The sequence below is a fragment of the Marivita sp. genome, assembly GCF_020055675.1.
Classification (GTDB): domain Bacteria; phylum Pseudomonadota; class Alphaproteobacteria; order Rhodobacterales; family Rhodobacteraceae; genus Marivita.
Genome location: NZ_JAIPUS010000015.1, coordinates 1 through 17,455, shown reverse-complemented (window position 1 = coordinate 17,455; position 17,455 = coordinate 1). Strand labels below are relative to the sequence as shown.

The following is a 17,455-nucleotide window of genomic DNA, read 5'->3' as shown; positions in this document are numbered from 1 at the left end:
CGGCACGCGTTTTCGAAAACGCGTGCAAGAGCCTTCGAAGGCTCTTGCCCCACCCCGACCCGCGCTCTAAGCCCCAAAGTATGAGAACACTCTTTCTTGGCGACATCATGGGCCGCGCCGGCCGCGCCGCGATCACGGAGCGCCTGCCGGCGCTGCGCCAACAGCTGAATGTGGATTTCTGTGTCGTCAACGGCGAGAACGCATCGAGCGGCGTCGGCCTGTCGGGGGCGCATGCCAAGCTGATGCTCGATGCCGGGGTCGACTGCCTGACGCTTGGCGATCATGCGTTCGACCAGAAAGACATGCTGTCCTTCATCGAAAGCGAAACGCGGATCCTGCGACCTTTGAATTTTGCAAAACAGGCGCCGGGGCGCGGGCACCGGATGTTCACCGACCGGCGCGGCCGCAAGGTTCTCGTGCTCCAGGTGCTTGGACAAGTGTTCATGAAACGCGCCTTCGACGATCCTTTCTCGGCGGTGGACGCGGTGCTCAGGGCGCACCCCTTGGGCGGGCAGGCACAGATGATCCTTGTCGACATGCATTGCGAGGCGACCTCCGAAAAGATGGCCATGGGCCATTTCTGCGACGGCCGCGCCAGCCTGGTCGTCGGCACCCACACCCATGTGCCCACCGGCGATGCCCAGGTCCTGCCCGGCGGCACCGGATACCTGACAGATGCCGGGATGTGCGGCGATTACAACTCCGTGATCGGGATGGAAAAAACCGAGCCGATGCGCCGTTTCGTGACCGGCATGGGCAAAGGCCGGTTCCAGCCTGCACTTGGCGACGCGACCCTGTCGGGCGTTCTGGTCGAGACCGATGACCGGACCGGGGTCGCCAGCGCGATCCACATGATCCGCGACGGCGGGCGATTGCAGCCAGCCGCCCCATGACCCGCGCGGTCCCGCTTCTGGTGCTTGTCCTGTCCGGCGCGGCCTGGGGGGCAACGCAGCCTCTTGCGAAGACCGCCGTCAGCGAAGGTTACCGCCATTTCGGCATCCTGTTCTGGCAACTGGGCCTGAGCGGTGCCGCTCTCTGGTTGCTTTGCGCGCTGCGCGGCAAGGGTCTTCCGATGTCGCGGCGCGATCTTGCCCTCTATCTCGTGCTGGCGCTGATCGGCTCTGTTCTGTCGGGCATATCATCGTATTCGGCGGCAGTGCACCTGCCGTCCGGAGTGCTGTCGATCCTGCTCAGTTCAGTTCCGATGCTGGCCTTCCCGATCGCGCTTTGCCTCGGGCTCGAACGGTTCTGCCGGCGCAGGCTGGCCGGGCTGAGCCTTGGCTTTGCGGGCATCTGCCTGTTGATCCTACCGGAGGCAAGCCTGCCGGCGTCGGTTCCGACCTTGTGGGTATTCGTGGCGCTGATCTCGTCGCTGTTCTACGCGCTGGAAAGCAATGTCGTCGCCCGCTGGGGCCTGGGCGATCTCGACGCGGTTCAGGCCCTGTGCGGCGCGTCCTTGCTGGGTTCAGTGATTTCGCTTCCGCTTGCGGTTGCGTCCGGTCAGTTCATCGACCCGCGTGGCCCGTGGGGGGCACCCGATCACGCGATCATGGCCGCTGCGCTACTGCACGCGGGGGCTTACACGGGCTACGTCTGGCTGGTCGGCCGCGCCGGGCCGGTCTTTACCGTGCAAGTGGCCTATTTCGTGACGCTTTTCGGCGTCACCTGGGCCATGGTTTTTCTTGGTGAAAGCTATTCGCGCTGGTTCTGGGCGGCGTTGGCGCTGATGCTGGCCGGTGTCGTTCTGGTGCAGCCCCGGCCCAAGGCGGGGCTTGTTGCCACGGCCTAACCCGGTCACATTCGGTCCAGCTCATGAAGGGAGTGTGACGTGCTCACAGCGCTGTTCGATCTGAACCAGACCACGCAGGCGCTGCTGGCGCTTGGCACCGTGGTCGTGATGTTCGCGCTGTTCGTGCGTGAAGCCTACCCGACCGAGGTTGTGGCCATCGGGGGCGTGGCCTTCCTGTTGGCGACAGGGGTGTTGCCCTATTCCGATGCGCTCGACGTGCTGTCCAACCCGGCCCCCTGGACCATTGCGGCGATGTTTCTTGTGATGGGGGCGCTGGTGCGCACCGGGGCCTTGGCCGCCTTCACCACCGCCGCCCAGGCGGGCGTCGAGAAACGTCCGCGAACCGCGATGGCGGGAATCCTGGGCGTCGTTATCCTGGCGTCTGCCTTCATGAACAACACGCCCGTGGTCGTGGTTATGTTGCCGCTTTTCGTGCAATTGTCCAAGACGCTGGGCGTGGCCCCGTCAAAATTGCTGATTCCCCTGAGCTATGCCGCGATCCTGGGCGGGACGTTGACCCTGATCGGCACATCGACCAATCTGCTGGTCGACGGGGTTGCCCGCACGCAGGGGCTAGCGCCGTTCACCATATTCGAGGTCACACCGCTGGCGGTGGTGCTGATCGCCTGGGGCATGGTCTATCTCTGGGCCGTCGGTCGGTTCCTGCTGCCCGAGCGGACCAGCATGGCGGCCATGCTGTCGGACCGGTCGAAGATGAAATTCTTCACCGAGGCGGTGATCCCGCCCGACAGCAACCTGATCGGGCGCAATGTGCTGGGCGTGCAGCTTTTCAAACGCGACGGGGTCCGGCTGATCGACGTGATCCGCGGCGATGCCTCCTTGCGGCGCAACCTTGACGAGGTGGAGCTTCGGGTCGGGGACCGCGTGGTGTTGCGCACCCATATCACCGAGCTCCTCAGTCTGCAGTCCAATCCCGAACTGCGCCGGGTCGATCAGCTTTCGGCGGTGGAAACGACAACCGTCGAGGTGCTGATCACGCCGGTCTGCAAGATGGTCGGGCGCCGCCTCGGCGCGATGCGCCTGCGGCGGCGCTACGGTGTCTACCCGCTCGCGGTGCACCGGCGGAATCAGAATATCGGGCGCCAGCTCGATGATCTGGTGGTCCGCGTGGGCGACACGCTGCTGCTCGAAGGGGCGCCAGAGGACATTCAGCGCATGGCAGAGGATCTGAACCTCGTCGATGTGGCAAAGCCGTCAGCCCGCGCCTATCGTCGCAGCCACGCGCCGGTTGCCATTGCCGCCTTGGCGGGCCTGGTGACCCTCGCGGCGTTCGGCGTGGCCCCGATCCTGTCACTGGCCATCATCGCGGTGGCGGTGGTCCTGCTGACCAAATGCGTCGATTCGGACGAGGCGTTTTCCTTTGTCGAGGGGCAGTTGCTGGCGTTGATCTTTGCCATGCTCGCCATCGGCGCGGCACTGGAGGCGTCAGGCGCGGTGACGATGATCGTCGAGGCGATGGCCCCCTACCTGATGAACCTGCCCCCCTGGGCCGTGGTCTGGCTGATCTACCTGTTGACCAGCGTGTTGACAGAACTGGTCAGCAATAACGCCGTGGCGGTCGTGATTACGCCAATCGCCATCGGTCTGGCCCAGACCATGGGGTTCGATCCTCGCCCGCTGGTTGTGGCCGTGATGGTGGCGGCGTCCTGCGCCTTTGCGACACCGATAGGCTACCAGACCAACACGCTGGTCTATGGCCCCGGCGGCTACGCGTTTGCGGATTTCCTCAAGGTCGGGGTGCCGCTGAACCTGAGTGTGGGGATCCTGGCCTCGACACTGATCCCGGTGATCTGGCCGCTGTGATGCGGGGGCCAAGGCGCTTCGAAGCGCCTTGGCAAGCGGTTTCGAAACCGCTTGCCCATCCCCGCCGTGGCGCGCCACGGCCCGGCGCAGGATAACGGGCGGTACGGTGACATGGCTGGCCTCGGACTGCAGTCGCAAATCGAAAACAGCGCATTGTTCAAAGGGTCCGCAATCACGGCGCGGACACAGGCTGTGAAAAGGCAACTTGTTCCCGCCCTGCCTTCTGCGCTAAGGACCGCCACATCTCTGGGCACCCGAAACGCAAGGACAGTTCATCATGGCCGGCCATTCCAAATGGGCAAACATCCAGCACCGCAAGGGTCGTCAGGACAAGATGCGGGCCAAGCTGTTTTCAAAACTCTCCAAGGAGATCACCGTCGCCGCCAAGATGGGCGACCCCGATCCCGACAAGAACCCGCGTCTGCGCCTCGCGGTGAAGGACGCCAAATCGCAGTCCATGCCCAAGGACAACATCGAACGCGCCATCAAGAAGGCGTCGGGCGGCGAGGGTGAGGATTACGAGGAAATCCGTTACGAGGGCTACGGGCCGGGCGGCGTCGCGGTGATCGTCGAGGCGATGACCGACAACCGCAACCGCACCGCGTCTTCCGTGCGGTCGACCTTTACCAAGAGTGGCGGCAATCTGGGCGAGACCGGATCCGTCGGTTTCATGTTCGACCGCAAGGGCGAGATCACCTACCCCGCCGATGCAGGGGACGCAGACACGATCATGATGGCCGCCATCGAGGCAGGTGCCGAGGATGTCGAGAGCGGCGAGGACGGCCACGTGATCTGGTGTGCAGACACGGACCTGAACGACGTGTCCACCGCACTGGAGGCGGATCTGGGTGAGTCGGAGTCGACGCGGCTGGTCTGGAAACCAACCACCACGACCGAGCTTGACCTGGACGGGATGCAATCGCTGATGAAGCTGGTCGATGCGCTGGAAGACGATGACGATGTGCAACGGGTGACGACGAATTTCGAGGCCAGCGACGAGGTCATGGCGCAACTCGAGGAGTCATGAGCGCGACGGGCGTTCGAACGCCCGTCCGCATTTTCGAAAATGCGGGTCAAGCGCCTTCGAAGGCGCTTCCCGCTCAACGGGGCCGCGCGCGCTCTATGTCCGTCGGCACATAGGCGCCCGGCACACGCCGAGACAGCGCTATCCCGCCGAATGTCACGGCAACATGTCCCGCCAATCGGCACTTGCCAGCACCGTCTCTTGCCTGTGCCCGCAGTCGCACAGGCGGCTGGAGGTATACGCGCAACAGGTGCGATGATTCGTGACCGCGCTCAAACTCGCCACGTCACGTCACGCAGACGTGCCGGCTCTGCACGCAAGGGGTCTCGTGTCACAGGCGCCAGCACGCGGAATCGCATACCGACGACCGGTGTGGCCACCTTGCTTGCCAAGGCCCCCCAACAGACGCCGGGCGCGCATCGATCGGCGCGGCGCCTGAACCCTGTCAGATCTGCTTTTCGGGCATCTGCACCACGAGGCCATCCAGCGCGTCCGACACCTTGAGCTGGCAGGTCAGGCGCGAGCGTTCGGGATTCGGTTCAAAGGCGAAATCAAGCATGTCGTCTTCCATGTCTTCCTTCGCGGGCAGCTTTTCCACCCAGTCTGGATGCACATAGACATGACAGGTCGAACAGGCACAGGCGCCGCCGCAATCCGCCTCGATTCCCGGGATGCCGTTGTCCCGCGCGCCTTCCATAACGGTCAGACCGTTGGCCACGTCCACGACATGCTCTGTGCCGCCATGCTCAATATAAGTGATCTTCGCCATGCCACCGAACTCCGTCTTTTTGATCGTGACACAGGTAGTCTGCCTGTGCCGCGGCTGCCAGCCCCTTTTTCCACCGAATCCTTTCGGCGCATGCCGGGGGACCGGCCTGTTTCGAAGGTCCCCGACAGATCATGCATCTGTGCATGGTTGGGGCTTGCGCACCCACACCCATGTTCTATCTTTGTTCCATGCGCATTGTCTCTGCCTCATATCCCGACGCCGGTTGGCCGCGCCCCCCGTCCTGCCTGACCGCCTCGCAGCTGCGCGGGCCGCCGGAGAATGCGCGGATCGCGGTCGCAGGGCTGGTGATCCTGCGGCAGCGGCCCGGGACGGCGAAAGGTGTGATCTTTCTGACGCTGGAGGACGAAACCGGCACGGTCAACATCATCGTCTGGCGGAAGATCTATGAAAAGTTCCGCCGCGCGGTCATCGCGGGGCGTATGCTGCGGATCACGGGGCGGCTGCAAAGCGAAGGCGACGTGATCCATGTCATCGCCGAGGAGATCGAGGATATCTCGCCGCTGCTTGATGAGCTTCTTGCCGCGGCACCAGAGACGCTTTCGCCGGAGCCGCAAACAGGCTAAAGCTCTCGGGCAAAGAGAAACAGGCAGCAGGCGCACATTTTCAGTGACCCGTCCTTCGTCAGAGATCCGGGGCTTGTGGTCCGCGGCCTTGTGGTCCTTGGCCGTATTCGGCCTGTCCGGCTGTGTCGGACCGCACGGCCCTGGCGCGGATGCGGACCAGGTCACGATCCCGGATTTCGCCTCGGCCCAGATCGCCCCGCCCCCCGGTGTTTCCCCGGATAGCTGCTGGGTCCGCGACGTGGCCCCGGCCGAGCTGGAAACCGACACGCGCCAGATCGAGGTCGCCCCGGCGCGCCATGCCGCCGATGGCAGCCTGATCAGCCACGCCCGGTTCCGAACCGAAACCGCGCAGGTGATCCTCCGCGAGCGCGAGAAGCTGATCTTCGAAACCCCCTGCCCCGAGGCCGTGACGCCCGACCTCGTCTCGACCCTGCAGCGCGCGCTCGAGGCCCGAGGGCTGTACCGGGGGCCGATCAACGGCGTGATGGATATGCCGACCAAGCGCGCCCTGCGCCGCTACCAAAGCGCGCGCGGCTTGCCGAGCGGGCTGCTTTCGATACAATCGGCACGTGGCCTGGGTTTGTTGGCAACTCCGCGCGATCAGCTCTAGCGGATCCGACTCGGCGCGACGGGCAAGTTTGCATCAAAGGGTTTGCAGGTTTGCAAAACCTCGCGATGGATACTGCCCATCTGCATAAATGCGGGGGTTTTGCAAAAGTTTGCAAGCCGGATGAGGCATATCTGCAAAGTTTTGCGGCCTTCTGCCGCGCGCATGATCCCAAGACTTGCCGCAGCGGCATCCGCGCCCTACGCCGGGGGCAACACGCAAGAGGAGGAGATCGGGATGGGGTACAAAGACGTTTACGAAAGCTGGAAATCCGACCCAGAGGGGTACTGGATGCAGCAGGCCGAGGCCATCGACTGGGACCAGAAACCCAGCAAGGCACTGTTCGAGGTCGGAGAGCATCTCTACGAATGGTTTGCCGACGGCCTGACCAATACATGCTGGAACGCGGTCGATCGCCATGTCGAGGCCGGGCGTGGCGGGCAGGTCGCGATCATCCATGACAGCCCGATCACCGGGACATTGCACAAGATCACCTATGCCGATCTGCGCAATCGCGTGGCCCGCCTGGCCGGCGCGCTGCGGGCCAAGGGCATCGAAAAAGGTGACCGCGTCATCATCTACATGCCGATGGTGCCCGAGGCGCTCGAGGCCATGCTGGCCTGCACCCGGCTGGGTGCGATCCATTCCGTGGTCTTCGGCGGGTTTGCCGCCAACGAACTGGCGGTGCGAATCGACGATGCCAAACCCAAGGCGATCATAGCCGCGTCCTGCGGGCTCGAGCCGGGGCGCGTGGTGCATTACAAGCCGCTGCTGGACGGGGCCATCAAACAGGCCAGCCACAAACCCGACTTTACCGTCATCTTCCAGCGCGAGCAGGAAGTCGCCAAGCTGAACGACGGTTATGATTTCGACTGGCACGGCTTCCAGTACGGTGTCGAACCGGCGGACTGCGTGCCGGTCGCGGGCAACCACCCGGCCTATATCCTCTATACCTCCGGCACCACCGGCGCGCCGAAGGGGGTTATCCGGCACACTGGCGGCCACCTTGTGGCGCTGAACTGGACGATGAAGAACATCTACAATGTCGATCCGGGCGACGCGTTCTGGGCGGCCTCGGATGTGGGCTGGGTCGTGGGCCACAGCTATATCTGCTATGCGCCGCTCATTCACGGCAACACCACGGTGGTTTTCGAAGGCAAGCCGGTGGGCACACCGGATGCCGGGACGTTCTGGCGGGTGATCTCCGAGCACAACGTGCGCAGCTTTTTCACCGCCCCCACCGCGTTCCGCGCAGTCAAGCGGGACGACCCCAAGGGCGAATTGATCAAGCAGTACGACATTTCCTGCCTAAACGCGATTTACCTCGCCGGGGAGCGCGCCGATCCCGACACCATCGAATGGGCCATGGCCGTCAGCGGCAAACCCGTTTATGACCACTGGTGGCAGACGGAGACCGGCTGGACCATTGCCGGATATCCCGTCGGGATCGAGGAATTGCCGGTCAAGATCGGATCTCCGGCGGTGCCGATGCCGGGCTACGACGTGCAGATCCTCGACGAAGCGGGGCAGCCGATGAAGCCGGGCGAGCTGGGCGCGATTGCCGTCAAGCTGCCCCTGCCCCCTGGCACGCTGCCCAATCTCTGGAACGCCGAGGACCGGTTCCGCAAATCCTATCTCGCGCATTTCCCCGGCTATTACGAAACCGGCGATGCGGGCATGATCGACGAGGACGGCTATCTTTACATCATGGCGCGGACCGATGACGTGATCAATGTCGCGGGCCACCGGCTGTCCACCGGCGGCATGGAAGAGGTGCTGGCCGCGCATCCGGATGTGGCCGAATGCGCCGTGATCGGGGTGAGCGATCCGCTCAAGGGACAGATGCCGATGGGATTTGTCTGCCTGACCAAGGGGGTCAACCGCGCGCATGAGGAGATCGTGCGCGAATGCGTGACGCTGGTGCGTGACAAGATCGGTCCGGTGGCGGCCTTCAAGCTTTGCGCCGTGGTGGACCGTCTGCCCAAGACCCGGTCGGGAAAAATCCTGCGCGCGACGATGGTCAAGATCGCCGATGGTGCGGAGTTCAAGCCACCTGCGACCATTGACGATCCGGCGATTCTGGACGAGATCGGCGCGGCGTTGCAGGGCTTGGGCTATCCGAAGAGCTGAGGCGGGCCGGATGCGTCCCCGCATCCGGCGTTTCCGTGACCGGACAGGGCCGCGCCGGGGGCGCGGTTGAGGGCGCTGCCCTCAAACTCCCGGGATATTTGGAAAACAAAGAAGGACCGGTCGTGCCACCGGGCGCGCGTGACAGCGCCCGGTGGCCAATTTTCAATGAGTCCGGTTCAATCGGACTCGGTGATCGACAGCGCAACGAAGCGGGGATCGCCGCCGCGGCGCACCAGCAGCAGGATCGACTTGCGCCCTGCCTCGCGGGCTTCGGCGATCCGGTCCTGGAGATCGCCAACCGAGAGCACCTGCGCCTGACCGGCCTCGGTGATGACGTCGCCGGCGCGCAGGCCCTTTTCGTAGGCCTCCGCGGTTTCGTCCACGTCCATCACGGCCAGGCCCTTGGCGTTGTCCGACAGTTCCAGCTGCTCACGGATTTCCGAGTTCAGCGGGCTCAGCGTGAGTCCCATCAAGTCCATCGTTTCGGGCGTTGCGTCTTCGTCCGGGCCGGGCTGCGCGGCGGGCACAGCGCTTTCGGCCTCTTCGCGGCGACCCAGGGTCACCAGCAGTGTCTGGGTCTCGCCATCGCGGTTGACGACAACGCGCACGGATTTGCCGACAGCGGTGTTGCCCACCTGGCGAACCAGCCCACGGGTGTCTTCGACCTCGCGGCCATCAAAGCTGACGATGACGTCACCCGCCTGCATGCCTGCTTCCATCGCGGGGCCTTCGGGGACATCGGACACCAGCGCCCCCTTGGCGGAGGCGAGACCCAGTGCTTCGGCCACGTCTTCTGTCACGTCCTGGATGCGCACACCGAGCCAGCCGCGGCGGGTTTCGCCGAATTCCTGCAACTGATCGACCACGCGAGTGACCACGTTCGAGGCCATCGAGAAACCAATGCCGATGGAGCCGCCATTGGGTGACAGGATCGCGGTGTTCACGCCGATGACGTCACCGTCCATGTTGAAGAGCGGACCGCCCGAGTTGCCCCGGTTGATCGCCGCGTCAGTCTGGATGTAGTCGTCATAGGTCCCGCTGAGCGCGCGGTTGCGGGCCGAGACGATCCCGGCGGAGACGGAAAAGCCCTGCCCCAGCGGGTTGCCCATGGCCATGACCCAGTCGCCAACGCGCGCGGTGTCACTGTCGCCGAAGCTGACAAAGGGCAGCGGCTCGTCGCTTTCCACCTTGAGAAGCGCGATATCGGTATTGGGATCGGTGCCCACAACTTCGGCGGGGAGTTCATCGCCGGCGAAGAATTCGATCGTGATCTCATCGGCCATTTCGATGACGTGGTTGTTGGTGACAATATAGCCGTCTTCGGAGATCACGAAGCCCGAACCAAGCGCGGAGGAGCGCCGCGGCCGGTCGCCGGGCCCGTTGCGCTCTTGGAATTCGCGGAAGAAATCCTCGAAGGGCGAGCCTTCGGGCACGATGCCTTGCGGACCGGTGCGCCCCGCCACGGTTGTCGAGGTGGTGATGTTGACAACCGACGGGCTGATCTTTTCAGCAAGTTCGGCGAAACTTTCGCGGGCTTGCGCAGACAGGGATTGCGCAAGAATGAGGATCATCGACAGGGAGGCCAACCAGAACATGCGTATTGGTGTGACCTGATCCCGTTCGAGTGTTTTTGCCTGTGAGGTCAAGGGAAGCTCCTTCGTCTTTATCCGGGCGTCTTGGGTACGGGGGACACCCGCAGCCGATTTACAGATGTAATGTAGGTGCGCATTCGCAACACGCAAACAGGAAAGCCAAGGATCAAGCGCATGTGACTTGATCGTGATCCAGTTGCCCGGAGGCGCCCGGTCAAAGCGCCTGCAATATCCACAACATGGCGGTGCCGGCGGCGATTGCGGAGACGCCGATGAGGCGGCGCAGATCAAGCGGGACGTCGCGCATTGCTTCCAGCATGCGTTCGATAAGCGAAGGGGCCAGCGCATAGGCCAGCCCCTCGATGATCAGCACCATGGCAACGCCTGTTACCAGCAGGTCAATCAATTCGTCACATCCTCTTCTTCGGTCGGCGCGCTCTCGTTGAGCTCTTCCTCGAGCCGTTCGCGTTCGACTTCGGGAAGATTGGGCGAGATCGTGGCCTCGGGTGCCATATCGCGCAGGCTTTCTATGTCGAAATCCTGTGCCTCGATCTCGCCCAGACCTTCGGCCCGAATGGCCGAGAACATCTGACCGAGGAATCCGCTTTCAGGCGAGAAAACGAGGGTTGAATTTTCCTTGTTCATCGACTGTTCGAGCGCGGCAAGAGACCGGTAGAACGAGAAGAACTCCGGGTTGCTGCCATAGGCTTCGGCATAGATGCGGTTCCGTTCCGCATCTGCCTCGCCTCGGGTGATATTGGCATCCCGTTCCGCGGTCGACACTGTTTCGGTCACGGTCCTGTCGGCGGCGGCGCGTACCCGCTGTGCCGCTTCGTTACCGCGGGCAATCTCATCCGCCGCTTCACGTTCCCGTTCCGCCCGCATCCGGGCGAAGGTGGCTTCCAGGTTCTGCTCGGGCAGGTTTGTCTGCTTGAGCCTTACGTCAACGATTTCAAGGCCCAGGCCCGCCGCACTGGTGCGCGCCTGATCGCGGATGCGCAGGGCGAGATCACGCCGCTGAGGTGAAAGGATCGTGTCGGAGGTCACCTGATCGGCGCCCAGCACCTCGCGGATCTGGGCGTTGAGGACCGAGGACAGACGATCTTCGGCAACGCGGGTGCCGCCGATGCCAACCGCCTGGCGGAACTGGACCACATCGGAAATCCGGTAACGCGTGAAGGCATCGACAACGAGGCGACGGTCATCCGAAGGCGTGACCTCGATCGTGTCGGTATCGAGCGACAGGATGCGACCGTCATAGCGGACCACTTCCTGGATCACGGGGACCTTGAAGCCAAGACCGGGGTCTTCGACCACCTGCTTGATCTGACCGAATTGCAGCACCAGAACCTTTTCGCGTTCGTCCACGATGAACAGAGACGACAGAAAGCCGACGATGGCGATCACGGCAATGGGAAGAAGGAAAGCAGTTTTTCGCATCAGTTCGACCCTCCTGTGCTGGTCGTCTGGCCGGACCGGCGCAGTTCGTTGAGCGGCAAGTAGGGCAACACCCCTTCACCACCAGAGCCACCGGCCTCGTCAAGCATGATCTTGTCGATGTCTCCCAGGGTTCTCTCGATGGTCTCGAGATAGAGGCGCCGCTGCGTGACTTCGGGCGCTTCGTTGAATTCCTGGGCAACCGCGATGAAGCGGCTGGCTTCACCGATCGCCTCGTTGACGACTTGGGCACGATAGCCCTCGGCCACTTCGATGATCTGTGCGGCGGACCCGCGCGATTCAGCGAGAACGCGGTTCGCGTAGGCGTCGGCCTGCCGCTGCAAGCGGTCCCGTTCCTGTTCTGCTGCCTGCACTTCGCGGAAGGCATCGATCACTTCGCTGGGCGGGTCGGCGTTGTCGAGGTTCACACGCACGACGGAGATCCCGCTTTCGTATTCGTCCAGGGTGGATTGAATGTTCTGACGCGCCGTGTCCGCGATCAGACCACGATCCCGGTTGAGAATCGGTGCCAGATTGGTCGCCGCGATAATCTCGCGCATCACCGCTTCGGATACCGCCTGCACGGTCACCTGCGGATCGCGCAGGTTGAACAGCAGTTTCGCCGGATCATTGATGTTCCAGACCACCTGGAAGTCGATGTCCACGATGTTCGCATCCGTGGTCAACATCAGCCCATCGCCGCCGACACCACCGCGACCGCCGCCGATATTTTCAGTCCGCTCGGACGTGACATTGACGACTTCCGCGGTCACGACCGGCCAAGGCGCAAAGTTGAGGCCGGGATTTCCGGTGGACGAGTATTTGCCCAGGAAAAGTTCGACCGACTGTTCTTCCGGACGCACGGTGTAAAAGCTCGAGAACGCCCAGATCGCCACGACGCCGAGTGCGGCCAAGCCAATCGTGCTGCGGTTGAACTTGAAGCCATCGCCGCCACCACCGCCGGTGCCATTGGTGCCGCCGCCATCGCCGCGGCCGCCCATCAGGACGCGCAAGCGCTCCTGACCTTTTTTCATCAGCTCGTCTATCTCGGGGATCTGTGGCTGATTGTCGTCGCCGGGACGACGCCCACCCCCGTTGCCGCCGCGTGGGCGATCATCGCCACGGTTGCCTCCGTTTTGTCCGCCGCCGCCCCATGGGCCGCCACTGTTACCTGCCATCTGGTCTTTCCCCTCTCGGAACCCTAGTCGTGTTAGATACTATCCAGTACCTGTGCGCGACGCTCGGAAATTCAAGCCGTGCGCGTCGGATTGCGCATGGTCACGATCTCTTCCGACATCGTCGGATGGACCGCCACCGTGCGGTCGAAGTCTTCTTTCGTCGCACCCATTTTGACGGCGACTCCCGCCATCTGAATCATTTCCCCGGCCCCGGGCGCGACGATGTGACAGCCCAGCACCTTGCGGGTGGCGGCGCTCACCACCAGTTTCATCAGCACGCGCGCCGGTTTGCCGGCAAATGCGGTGTGCATCGGTCGGAAAGACGTGCAATACACCTCGATCGGCTCCTGATCGCGCGCCGCTTCCTCGGTCAGGCCAACGGTGCCGAATTCCGGTTGGGTAAACACCGCGGATGGAATCAGTGTGTGATCCACCGGTGTCGGGTTGCCGTTGAACACCGTCTCCACGAAAGCCATGCCTTCCCGGATCGCCACGGGGGTCAGGTTGACGCGGTCCGTCACATCCCCGATCGCATAGATCGACGGCACCTTGGTCTGGCTGTAGGCATCGACCTCGATCTGGCCGTTGCGGCCCAGCGTGACGCCGATCTCTTCCAGCCCCATGTCATCGGTATTGGACCTCCGCCCGGTGGCGAACAGCACGGCATCGAAATCCTGCACCCCGCCGCTTGTCGCCTTGACCCGGATCGGGCCACCTCTGGCGTCGTCCTCGGGCTCGTCACCGCCAAACTGGCGCGGCTCGATCGGCATGGCCGGGCCGTCTTGTCCCGCGTCCGGGGTCCGATACATTTCGACGATGTTGGTCCCGGTATGGATGTCGATGCCTTTCTGGCTCATCTCTTCGGCGATCAAGCCGCGCGCCTCTTCATCGAAGCCGCGCAGGATCTGGGCCCCGCGATAGTATTGCGTCACCTCAACACCCAGCCCGTTCAGGATACAGGCGAATTCGCAGGCGATATACCCGCCGCCGACGATCAGGATGGATTTCGGCAATTCCGGCAGATGGAAGATGTCGTCCGAGACGATGCCGAGATGGGCATTTTTCATTTCCGGGCGCACAGGACGTCCACCCGTGGCGACCAGTATGTGCTTGGCCGTGACGGTGTCACCGGTCGACAACTCGACCGTGTGCGGGTCGGCCACCCGCGCCCGGGCATCATAGGTTGTCACACCAGACCCGGCGAGCAGCTTGCGATAGACACCTTCGAGGCGGTCAAGCTCGGTGTTCAGGTGGCCGGAAAAACTCTGCCAGTTGAAATCGCCAGCCGACACGTCCCATCCGTAATGCGCCGCTTCTTCGATCGTGTCGCCGTAGCCGCTTGCAAACACCATGAGTTTTTTCGGCACGCAGCCCCGGATCACGCAGGTGCCGCCGTAACGGTCCTCCTCGGCCAGCGCGACCTTGGCCCCGGCCTCGCCCGCTGCAACACGCGCCGCGCGCACGCCACCCGAACCGCCGCCGATCACGAAAAGATCATAGTCGAAATCGCTCATATATCGTTCCTTAAGACTGCGGGGCAGATATTTGACGCAGATATTTCACAAGGCGACAGAGAATGCCAGAGAGGGATCGCGCGGTTTCGCCGCTGGCCCGTGTCGCTCTTTGCCTGGTGAGCGGCCGGAGGCTGACCTGATGCCGGACACGCCAGCACCGATGAAGCAGCACCACCGGGTCCCGGCGCGTTCGCTTTGAACAACGGCTCTGGCGCCGCTTCCGGATGTCTGGTCAGAGGTCCGAGAACAGGTTGTCACTGTCGGCAAAGCTGATGCGATCTTCGCTTACCGTGCCTTCATTGATGTCGCGGGTTTCGACACGTCCATCGCCATAGCCGATGATCACCTTGTCACACAGGTCAATGAACAGCCCGTTTTCCACCACACCCGGCATCTGGTTCAGCGCCATGGCAAGCTGACGGGCATTGCCGATGCGGACAAGGTGCAGGTCCAGGATGTGGTTTCCCTCATCGGTGCGGAACGGCGTGTCGCCGTTTTGGCGAAGCGTGATCTTGCGGCCCATCACGTCTGCCGAGACCAACAATTCCTCAACCAGCATCTGTGTCGTCGTCCAGCCGAAGGGGATCACCTCGATCGGCAGCGGATAGGCCCCCAGCGTGCCGACCTGCTTGGCCGCGTCAGCGATAACAACCACTTCTTCGCTGGCCGCCGCCACGATCTTTTCGTGCAAAAGCGCGCCACCGCCTCCCTTGATCAGGTTCAGATTGCCGTCAAATTCATCCGCGCCGTCAATGGTGAGGTTGAGCGTCTTGGCCTCGTCCAGCGTGATCACTTCGATCCCGACATCGCGGGCCAGTTCGGCGGTGCGCGTCGATGTCGGCACACCCTTGATGCGCAAGCCTTCGTCGCGGACGCGTTCGCCCAGGTGGCGCACCAGCCATGCGGCGGTCGATCCGGTCCCGAGCCCGACGCGCATTCCATCCTCGACCAGGGCCGCCGCCTGTTTTGCAGCGGTGTATTTGGCTTTGTCGATGGGCGACAATTCTCCGGACATTTGGCAGCTCCCTTGGGCAGGTTCGCAGGCCTTATAGAATGTTGCGGCGCGATGGGCGAGACCGAATCCGAAGTCCAATGCAGCGGATCAGCAAGATAAGGCCAGCATTGCCCGATGCGGACCGCTATCGTTCGGGTTTTGCCCCGTCGGGAAAGGGGACCGGCGGCAGCGTGGAGCTGTCCACCACCGGCGCCTTGGGAAAGAGTATCGGGTAGGCCCGGACGATTGTCGGCAACATGGCCCACGCAAGGACCGTGAGCGCGGCAGCAACCCACGCCATTCTGTTCAGGACAAGTGTCATATGCGGTCCGTTCGGCAGCTTGGATGATCCACTCTTGCCGAAACCGGGTGAACAAAGATTTAAGCGCATCGCTTTTTCACGTCCACCCGCCGCTTTCATCCCTGCAAATGCGCCAGTGACAGGGTAGATCTGCGCAAAAAACACGCGGCCCGGCGCCGCCAGCCGAAGAAAGCGACACGCCACAATGTTTCTGTCAGTCTTCGACATGTTCAAGGTCGGGATCGGCCCGTCCTCGTCGCACACGATGGGGCCTATGGTCGCCGCCAACCGTTTCCTTGACCGTTTGCGGGCCGCGCCATTCAGCGCGGCGGGTGTGAAGGCGTCGCTGCACGGCTCGCTGGCCTTTACCGGCATTGGCCACGCCACCGACCGCGCCACGATCCTCGGGCTGGCAGGCTTTGCCCCCGACACCTACGACCGCGACCGTGCCGATGCCGCAATCGCCCGCATCAGGGACAGCAAGACCGTCACACCGGACGGCCTGCCTGCCCTGCGATTCGACCCCGAACGCGACCTGGCTTTCGATTTTGGCCCGAATTTGCCCGGGCACGCGAATGGCATGATCCTGAGCGCCACGGACGCACAAGGCGACACCATCCTGCAAGAGACGTATTATTCCATCGGCGGCGGCTTCGTGATGACGCAGGCGGAGCTGGACGCGGGCAAGGACACGGAGGATGGCGCGCCGGTTCCCTACCCGTTCAAATCGGCGACCGAGATGCTCGACATGGCCCGGGCCACTGGCCTGACAATCGCGGAGATGAAACGCGCCAACGAGCTGTCTCGCCGCGCGGTATCTGATCTGGAGACGGGGATCCAGCGCCTTTGGGACGTGATGAACGATTGCATCGATCGCGGATTGCACAGCGACGGCATCCTGCCCGGCGGTCTGAACGTGAAACGCCGGGCCAAGGGAATTCATGACAAGTTGCTCGCCGAACGCGGCACAAATCTCAGCCCGCCGCACACGATCAACGACTGGATGAGCGTTTACGCCATGGCGGTGAACGAAGAGAACGCGGCCGGCGGCCAGGTGGTGACCGCCCCGACCAACGGGGCCGCAGGCGTGGTGCCGGCCACCATCCGCTATTACCTCGACCATGTGCCGGGGGCCACGACCAGGCGCATCCCGGAGTTCCTGCTGACCGCCGCGGCCATCGGCGGGCTGGTCAAGTTCAATGCCTCGATCAGCGGGGCCGAGGCCGGCTGCCAGGCCGAGGTCGGCAGCGCCAGCGCCATGGCCGCTTCGGGCCTGTGCGCCGTGCTGGGCGGCACACCCGAGCAAATCGAGAACGCTGCCGAGATCGCGCTGGAGCATCACCTAGGCATGACCTGTGATCCGGTCAAAGGGCTTGTGCAGGTGCCCTGTATCGAACGCAACGGCCTGGGCGCGATCAAGGCGGTCTCGGCGGCCAGCCTCGCCCTGCGGGGTGATGGCCATCATTTTGTTCCACTCGATTCGGCCATCGAGACGATGCGTCAGACCGGTGCGGACATGCACGAGAAGTACAAGGAGACCTCTCTTGGTGGTCTCGCCGTGAACATTCCCAACTGCTAAACAAGGCGCATCGGCGGGAAATCGCGCCGTACAGTTTCCGCCCCGATAATGCGCAGGAGAACGTTGACAGGGCCGAACAACCAACGGTAGCATTCGGTATGACACAGGATCGTCCCACACTCGGAATCGCACT

The 17,455-nt window shown here is 63.3% G+C and carries 16 protein-coding genes; 8 read left to right on the top strand and 8 right to left on the bottom strand.

Translation table 11 applies throughout. From position 1 onward, the window contains the following. Window positions 1–80: 80 nt before the first annotated feature. The 4 genes from LCF59_RS11195 to LCF59_RS11180 all read left to right on the top strand — a co-directional run bounded on the left by LCF59_RS11195 (window position 81) and on the right by LCF59_RS11180 (window position 4,640). Window positions 81–893, top strand: coding sequence for a TIGR00282 family metallophosphoesterase (locus LCF59_RS11195; RefSeq protein WP_292287556.1), 813 nt, complete (start codon window positions 81–83; stop codon window positions 891–893). After that, on the top strand, window positions 890–1,789 hold the full coding sequence (locus LCF59_RS11190; RefSeq protein WP_292287555.1) for a DMT family transporter: 900 nt from the start codon (window positions 890–892) through the stop codon (window positions 1,787–1,789). The genes LCF59_RS11195 and LCF59_RS11190 overlap by 4 nt, the downstream gene beginning before the upstream one ends. 108 nt (window positions 1,790–1,897) lie before the next feature. After that, window positions 1,898–3,613, top strand: a complete 1,716-nt coding sequence (locus LCF59_RS11185; protein WP_292287606.1) for an SLC13 family permease — start codon at window positions 1,898–1,900, stop codon at window positions 3,611–3,613. A 277-nt stretch (window positions 3,614–3,890) separates the two neighbouring features. Continuing rightward, complete coding sequence (locus LCF59_RS11180) at window positions 3,891–4,640, top strand: YebC/PmpR family DNA-binding transcriptional regulator (protein ID WP_292287554.1); 750 nt, start codon at window positions 3,891–3,893, stop codon at window positions 4,638–4,640. Between the two features lie 442 nt (window positions 4,641–5,082). Here the strand turns inward: LCF59_RS11180 and LCF59_RS11175 are convergent, their stop codons facing one another. Further along, entirely contained in the window at window positions 5,083–5,406 is a 324-nt protein-coding gene (locus LCF59_RS11175; protein WP_292287553.1) for a 2Fe-2S iron-sulfur cluster-binding protein, read from the bottom strand. A 170-nt stretch (window positions 5,407–5,576) separates the two neighbouring features. On the opposite strand from LCF59_RS11175, the gene LCF59_RS11170 reads away from it, so the two are divergent. The 3 genes from LCF59_RS11170 to prpE all read left to right on the top strand — a co-directional run bounded on the left by LCF59_RS11170 (window position 5,577) and on the right by prpE (window position 8,727). Further along, on the top strand, window positions 5,577–5,990 hold the full coding sequence (locus LCF59_RS11170; RefSeq protein ID WP_292287552.1) for an OB-fold nucleic acid binding domain-containing protein: 414 nt from the start codon (window positions 5,577–5,579) through the stop codon (window positions 5,988–5,990). Window positions 5,991–6,063: 73 nt separating this feature from the next. Further along, entirely contained in the window at window positions 6,064–6,600 is a 537-nt protein-coding gene (locus LCF59_RS11165; protein ID WP_292287551.1) for a peptidoglycan-binding domain-containing protein, read from the top strand. A gap of 234 nt (window positions 6,601–6,834) precedes the next feature. After that, window positions 6,835–8,727 carry a propionate-CoA ligase PrpE gene (gene prpE / locus LCF59_RS11160; RefSeq protein ID WP_292287550.1) on the top strand — a complete coding sequence of 631 codons (1,893 nt, stop codon included), beginning with the start codon at window positions 6,835–6,837 and terminating at the stop codon, window positions 8,725–8,727. A 176-nt stretch (window positions 8,728–8,903) separates the two neighbouring features. Here the strand turns inward: prpE and LCF59_RS11155 are convergent, their stop codons facing one another. The 7 genes from LCF59_RS11155 to LCF59_RS11125 form a co-directional block, all read right to left on the bottom strand. Then, window positions 8,904–10,298 (bottom strand): DegQ family serine endoprotease, encoded by a 1,395-nt coding sequence (locus LCF59_RS11155; protein WP_292287604.1) that lies wholly within the window; start codon window positions 10,296–10,298, stop codon window positions 8,904–8,906. Between the two features lie 235 nt (window positions 10,299–10,533). After that, on the bottom strand, window positions 10,534–10,722 hold the full coding sequence (locus tag LCF59_RS11150) for a DUF2065 domain-containing protein (RefSeq protein ID WP_292287602.1): 189 nt from the start codon (window positions 10,720–10,722) through the stop codon (window positions 10,534–10,536). Continuing rightward, window positions 10,722–11,759: a protease modulator HflC gene (gene hflC, locus LCF59_RS11145; protein ID WP_292287549.1), complete on the bottom strand. Its 1,038-nt coding sequence runs from the start codon at window positions 11,757–11,759 to the stop codon at window positions 10,722–10,724. The genes LCF59_RS11150 and hflC overlap by 1 nt, the downstream gene beginning before the upstream one ends. Next, window positions 11,759–12,934 (bottom strand): FtsH protease activity modulator HflK, encoded by a 1,176-nt coding sequence (gene hflK / locus LCF59_RS11140; RefSeq protein ID WP_292287548.1) that lies wholly within the window; start codon window positions 12,932–12,934, stop codon window positions 11,759–11,761. Before hflK ends, hflC begins: the two co-directional genes overlap by 1 nt. Window positions 12,935–13,005: 71 nt before the next feature. Continuing rightward, the gene (locus LCF59_RS11135) at window positions 13,006–14,448 is read right to left on the bottom strand and encodes an FAD-dependent oxidoreductase (RefSeq protein ID WP_292287547.1); all 1,443 of its coding nucleotides are present in this window, start codon (window positions 14,446–14,448) and stop codon (window positions 13,006–13,008) included. A gap of 232 nt (window positions 14,449–14,680) precedes the next feature. Next, window positions 14,681–15,463 carry a ribose-5-phosphate isomerase RpiA gene (rpiA, locus tag LCF59_RS11130; RefSeq protein WP_292287546.1) on the bottom strand — a complete coding sequence of 261 codons (783 nt, stop codon included), beginning with the start codon at window positions 15,461–15,463 and terminating at the stop codon, window positions 14,681–14,683. A 124-nt stretch (window positions 15,464–15,587) separates the two neighbouring features. Beyond that, entirely contained in the window at window positions 15,588–15,764 is a 177-nt protein-coding gene (locus LCF59_RS11125) for a hypothetical protein (protein WP_292287545.1), read from the bottom strand. A gap of 184 nt (window positions 15,765–15,948) precedes the next feature. Here LCF59_RS11125 and LCF59_RS11120 point away from each other — a divergent pair, with 184 nt between their 5' ends. After that, window positions 15,949–17,322: an L-serine ammonia-lyase gene (locus LCF59_RS11120; RefSeq protein ID WP_292287544.1), complete on the top strand. Its 1,374-nt coding sequence runs from the start codon at window positions 15,949–15,951 to the stop codon at window positions 17,320–17,322. Window positions 17,323–17,455: the final 133 nt, after the last annotated feature.

Bases quoted from the DNA above. Each gene is read 5' to 3' on its own strand.
- rpiA (WP_292287546.1), bottom strand. From the start codon at position 15,463: ATGTCCGGAGAATTGTCGCCCATCGACAAAGCCAAATACACCGCTGCA.
- prpE (WP_292287550.1), top strand. From the start codon at position 6,835: ATGGGGTACAAAGACGTTTACGAAAGCTGGAAATCCGACCCAGAGGGG.
- LCF59_RS11180 (WP_292287554.1), top strand. From the start codon at position 3,891: ATGGCCGGCCATTCCAAATGGGCAAACATCCAGCACCGCAAGGGTCGT.
- hflC (WP_292287549.1), bottom strand. From the start codon at position 11,759: ATGCGAAAAACTGCTTTCCTTCTTCCCATTGCCGTGATCGCCATCGTC.
- LCF59_RS11195 (WP_292287556.1), top strand. From the start codon at position 81: ATGAGAACACTCTTTCTTGGCGACATCATGGGCCGCGCCGGCCGCGCC.
- LCF59_RS11120 (WP_292287544.1), top strand. From the start codon at position 15,949: ATGTTTCTGTCAGTCTTCGACATGTTCAAGGTCGGGATCGGCCCGTCC.
- LCF59_RS11135 (WP_292287547.1), bottom strand. From the start codon at position 14,448: ATGAGCGATTTCGACTATGATCTTTTCGTGATCGGCGGCGGTTCGGGT.
- LCF59_RS11125 (WP_292287545.1), bottom strand. From the start codon at position 15,764: ATGACACTTGTCCTGAACAGAATGGCGTGGGTTGCTGCCGCGCTCACG.
- LCF59_RS11185 (WP_292287606.1), top strand. From the start codon at position 1,898: ATGTTCGCGCTGTTCGTGCGTGAAGCCTACCCGACCGAGGTTGTGGCC.
- LCF59_RS11170 (WP_292287552.1), top strand. From the start codon at position 5,577: ATGTTCTATCTTTGTTCCATGCGCATTGTCTCTGCCTCATATCCCGAC.
- LCF59_RS11155 (WP_292287604.1), bottom strand. From the start codon at position 10,298: ATGATCCTCATTCTTGCGCAATCCCTGTCTGCGCAAGCCCGCGAAAGT.
- hflK (WP_292287548.1), bottom strand. From the start codon at position 12,934: ATGGCAGGTAACAGTGGCGGCCCATGGGGCGGCGGCGGACAAAACGGA.
- LCF59_RS11175 (WP_292287553.1), bottom strand. From the start codon at position 5,406: ATGGCGAAGATCACTTATATTGAGCATGGCGGCACAGAGCATGTCGTG.
- LCF59_RS11190 (WP_292287555.1), top strand. From the start codon at position 890: ATGACCCGCGCGGTCCCGCTTCTGGTGCTTGTCCTGTCCGGCGCGGCC.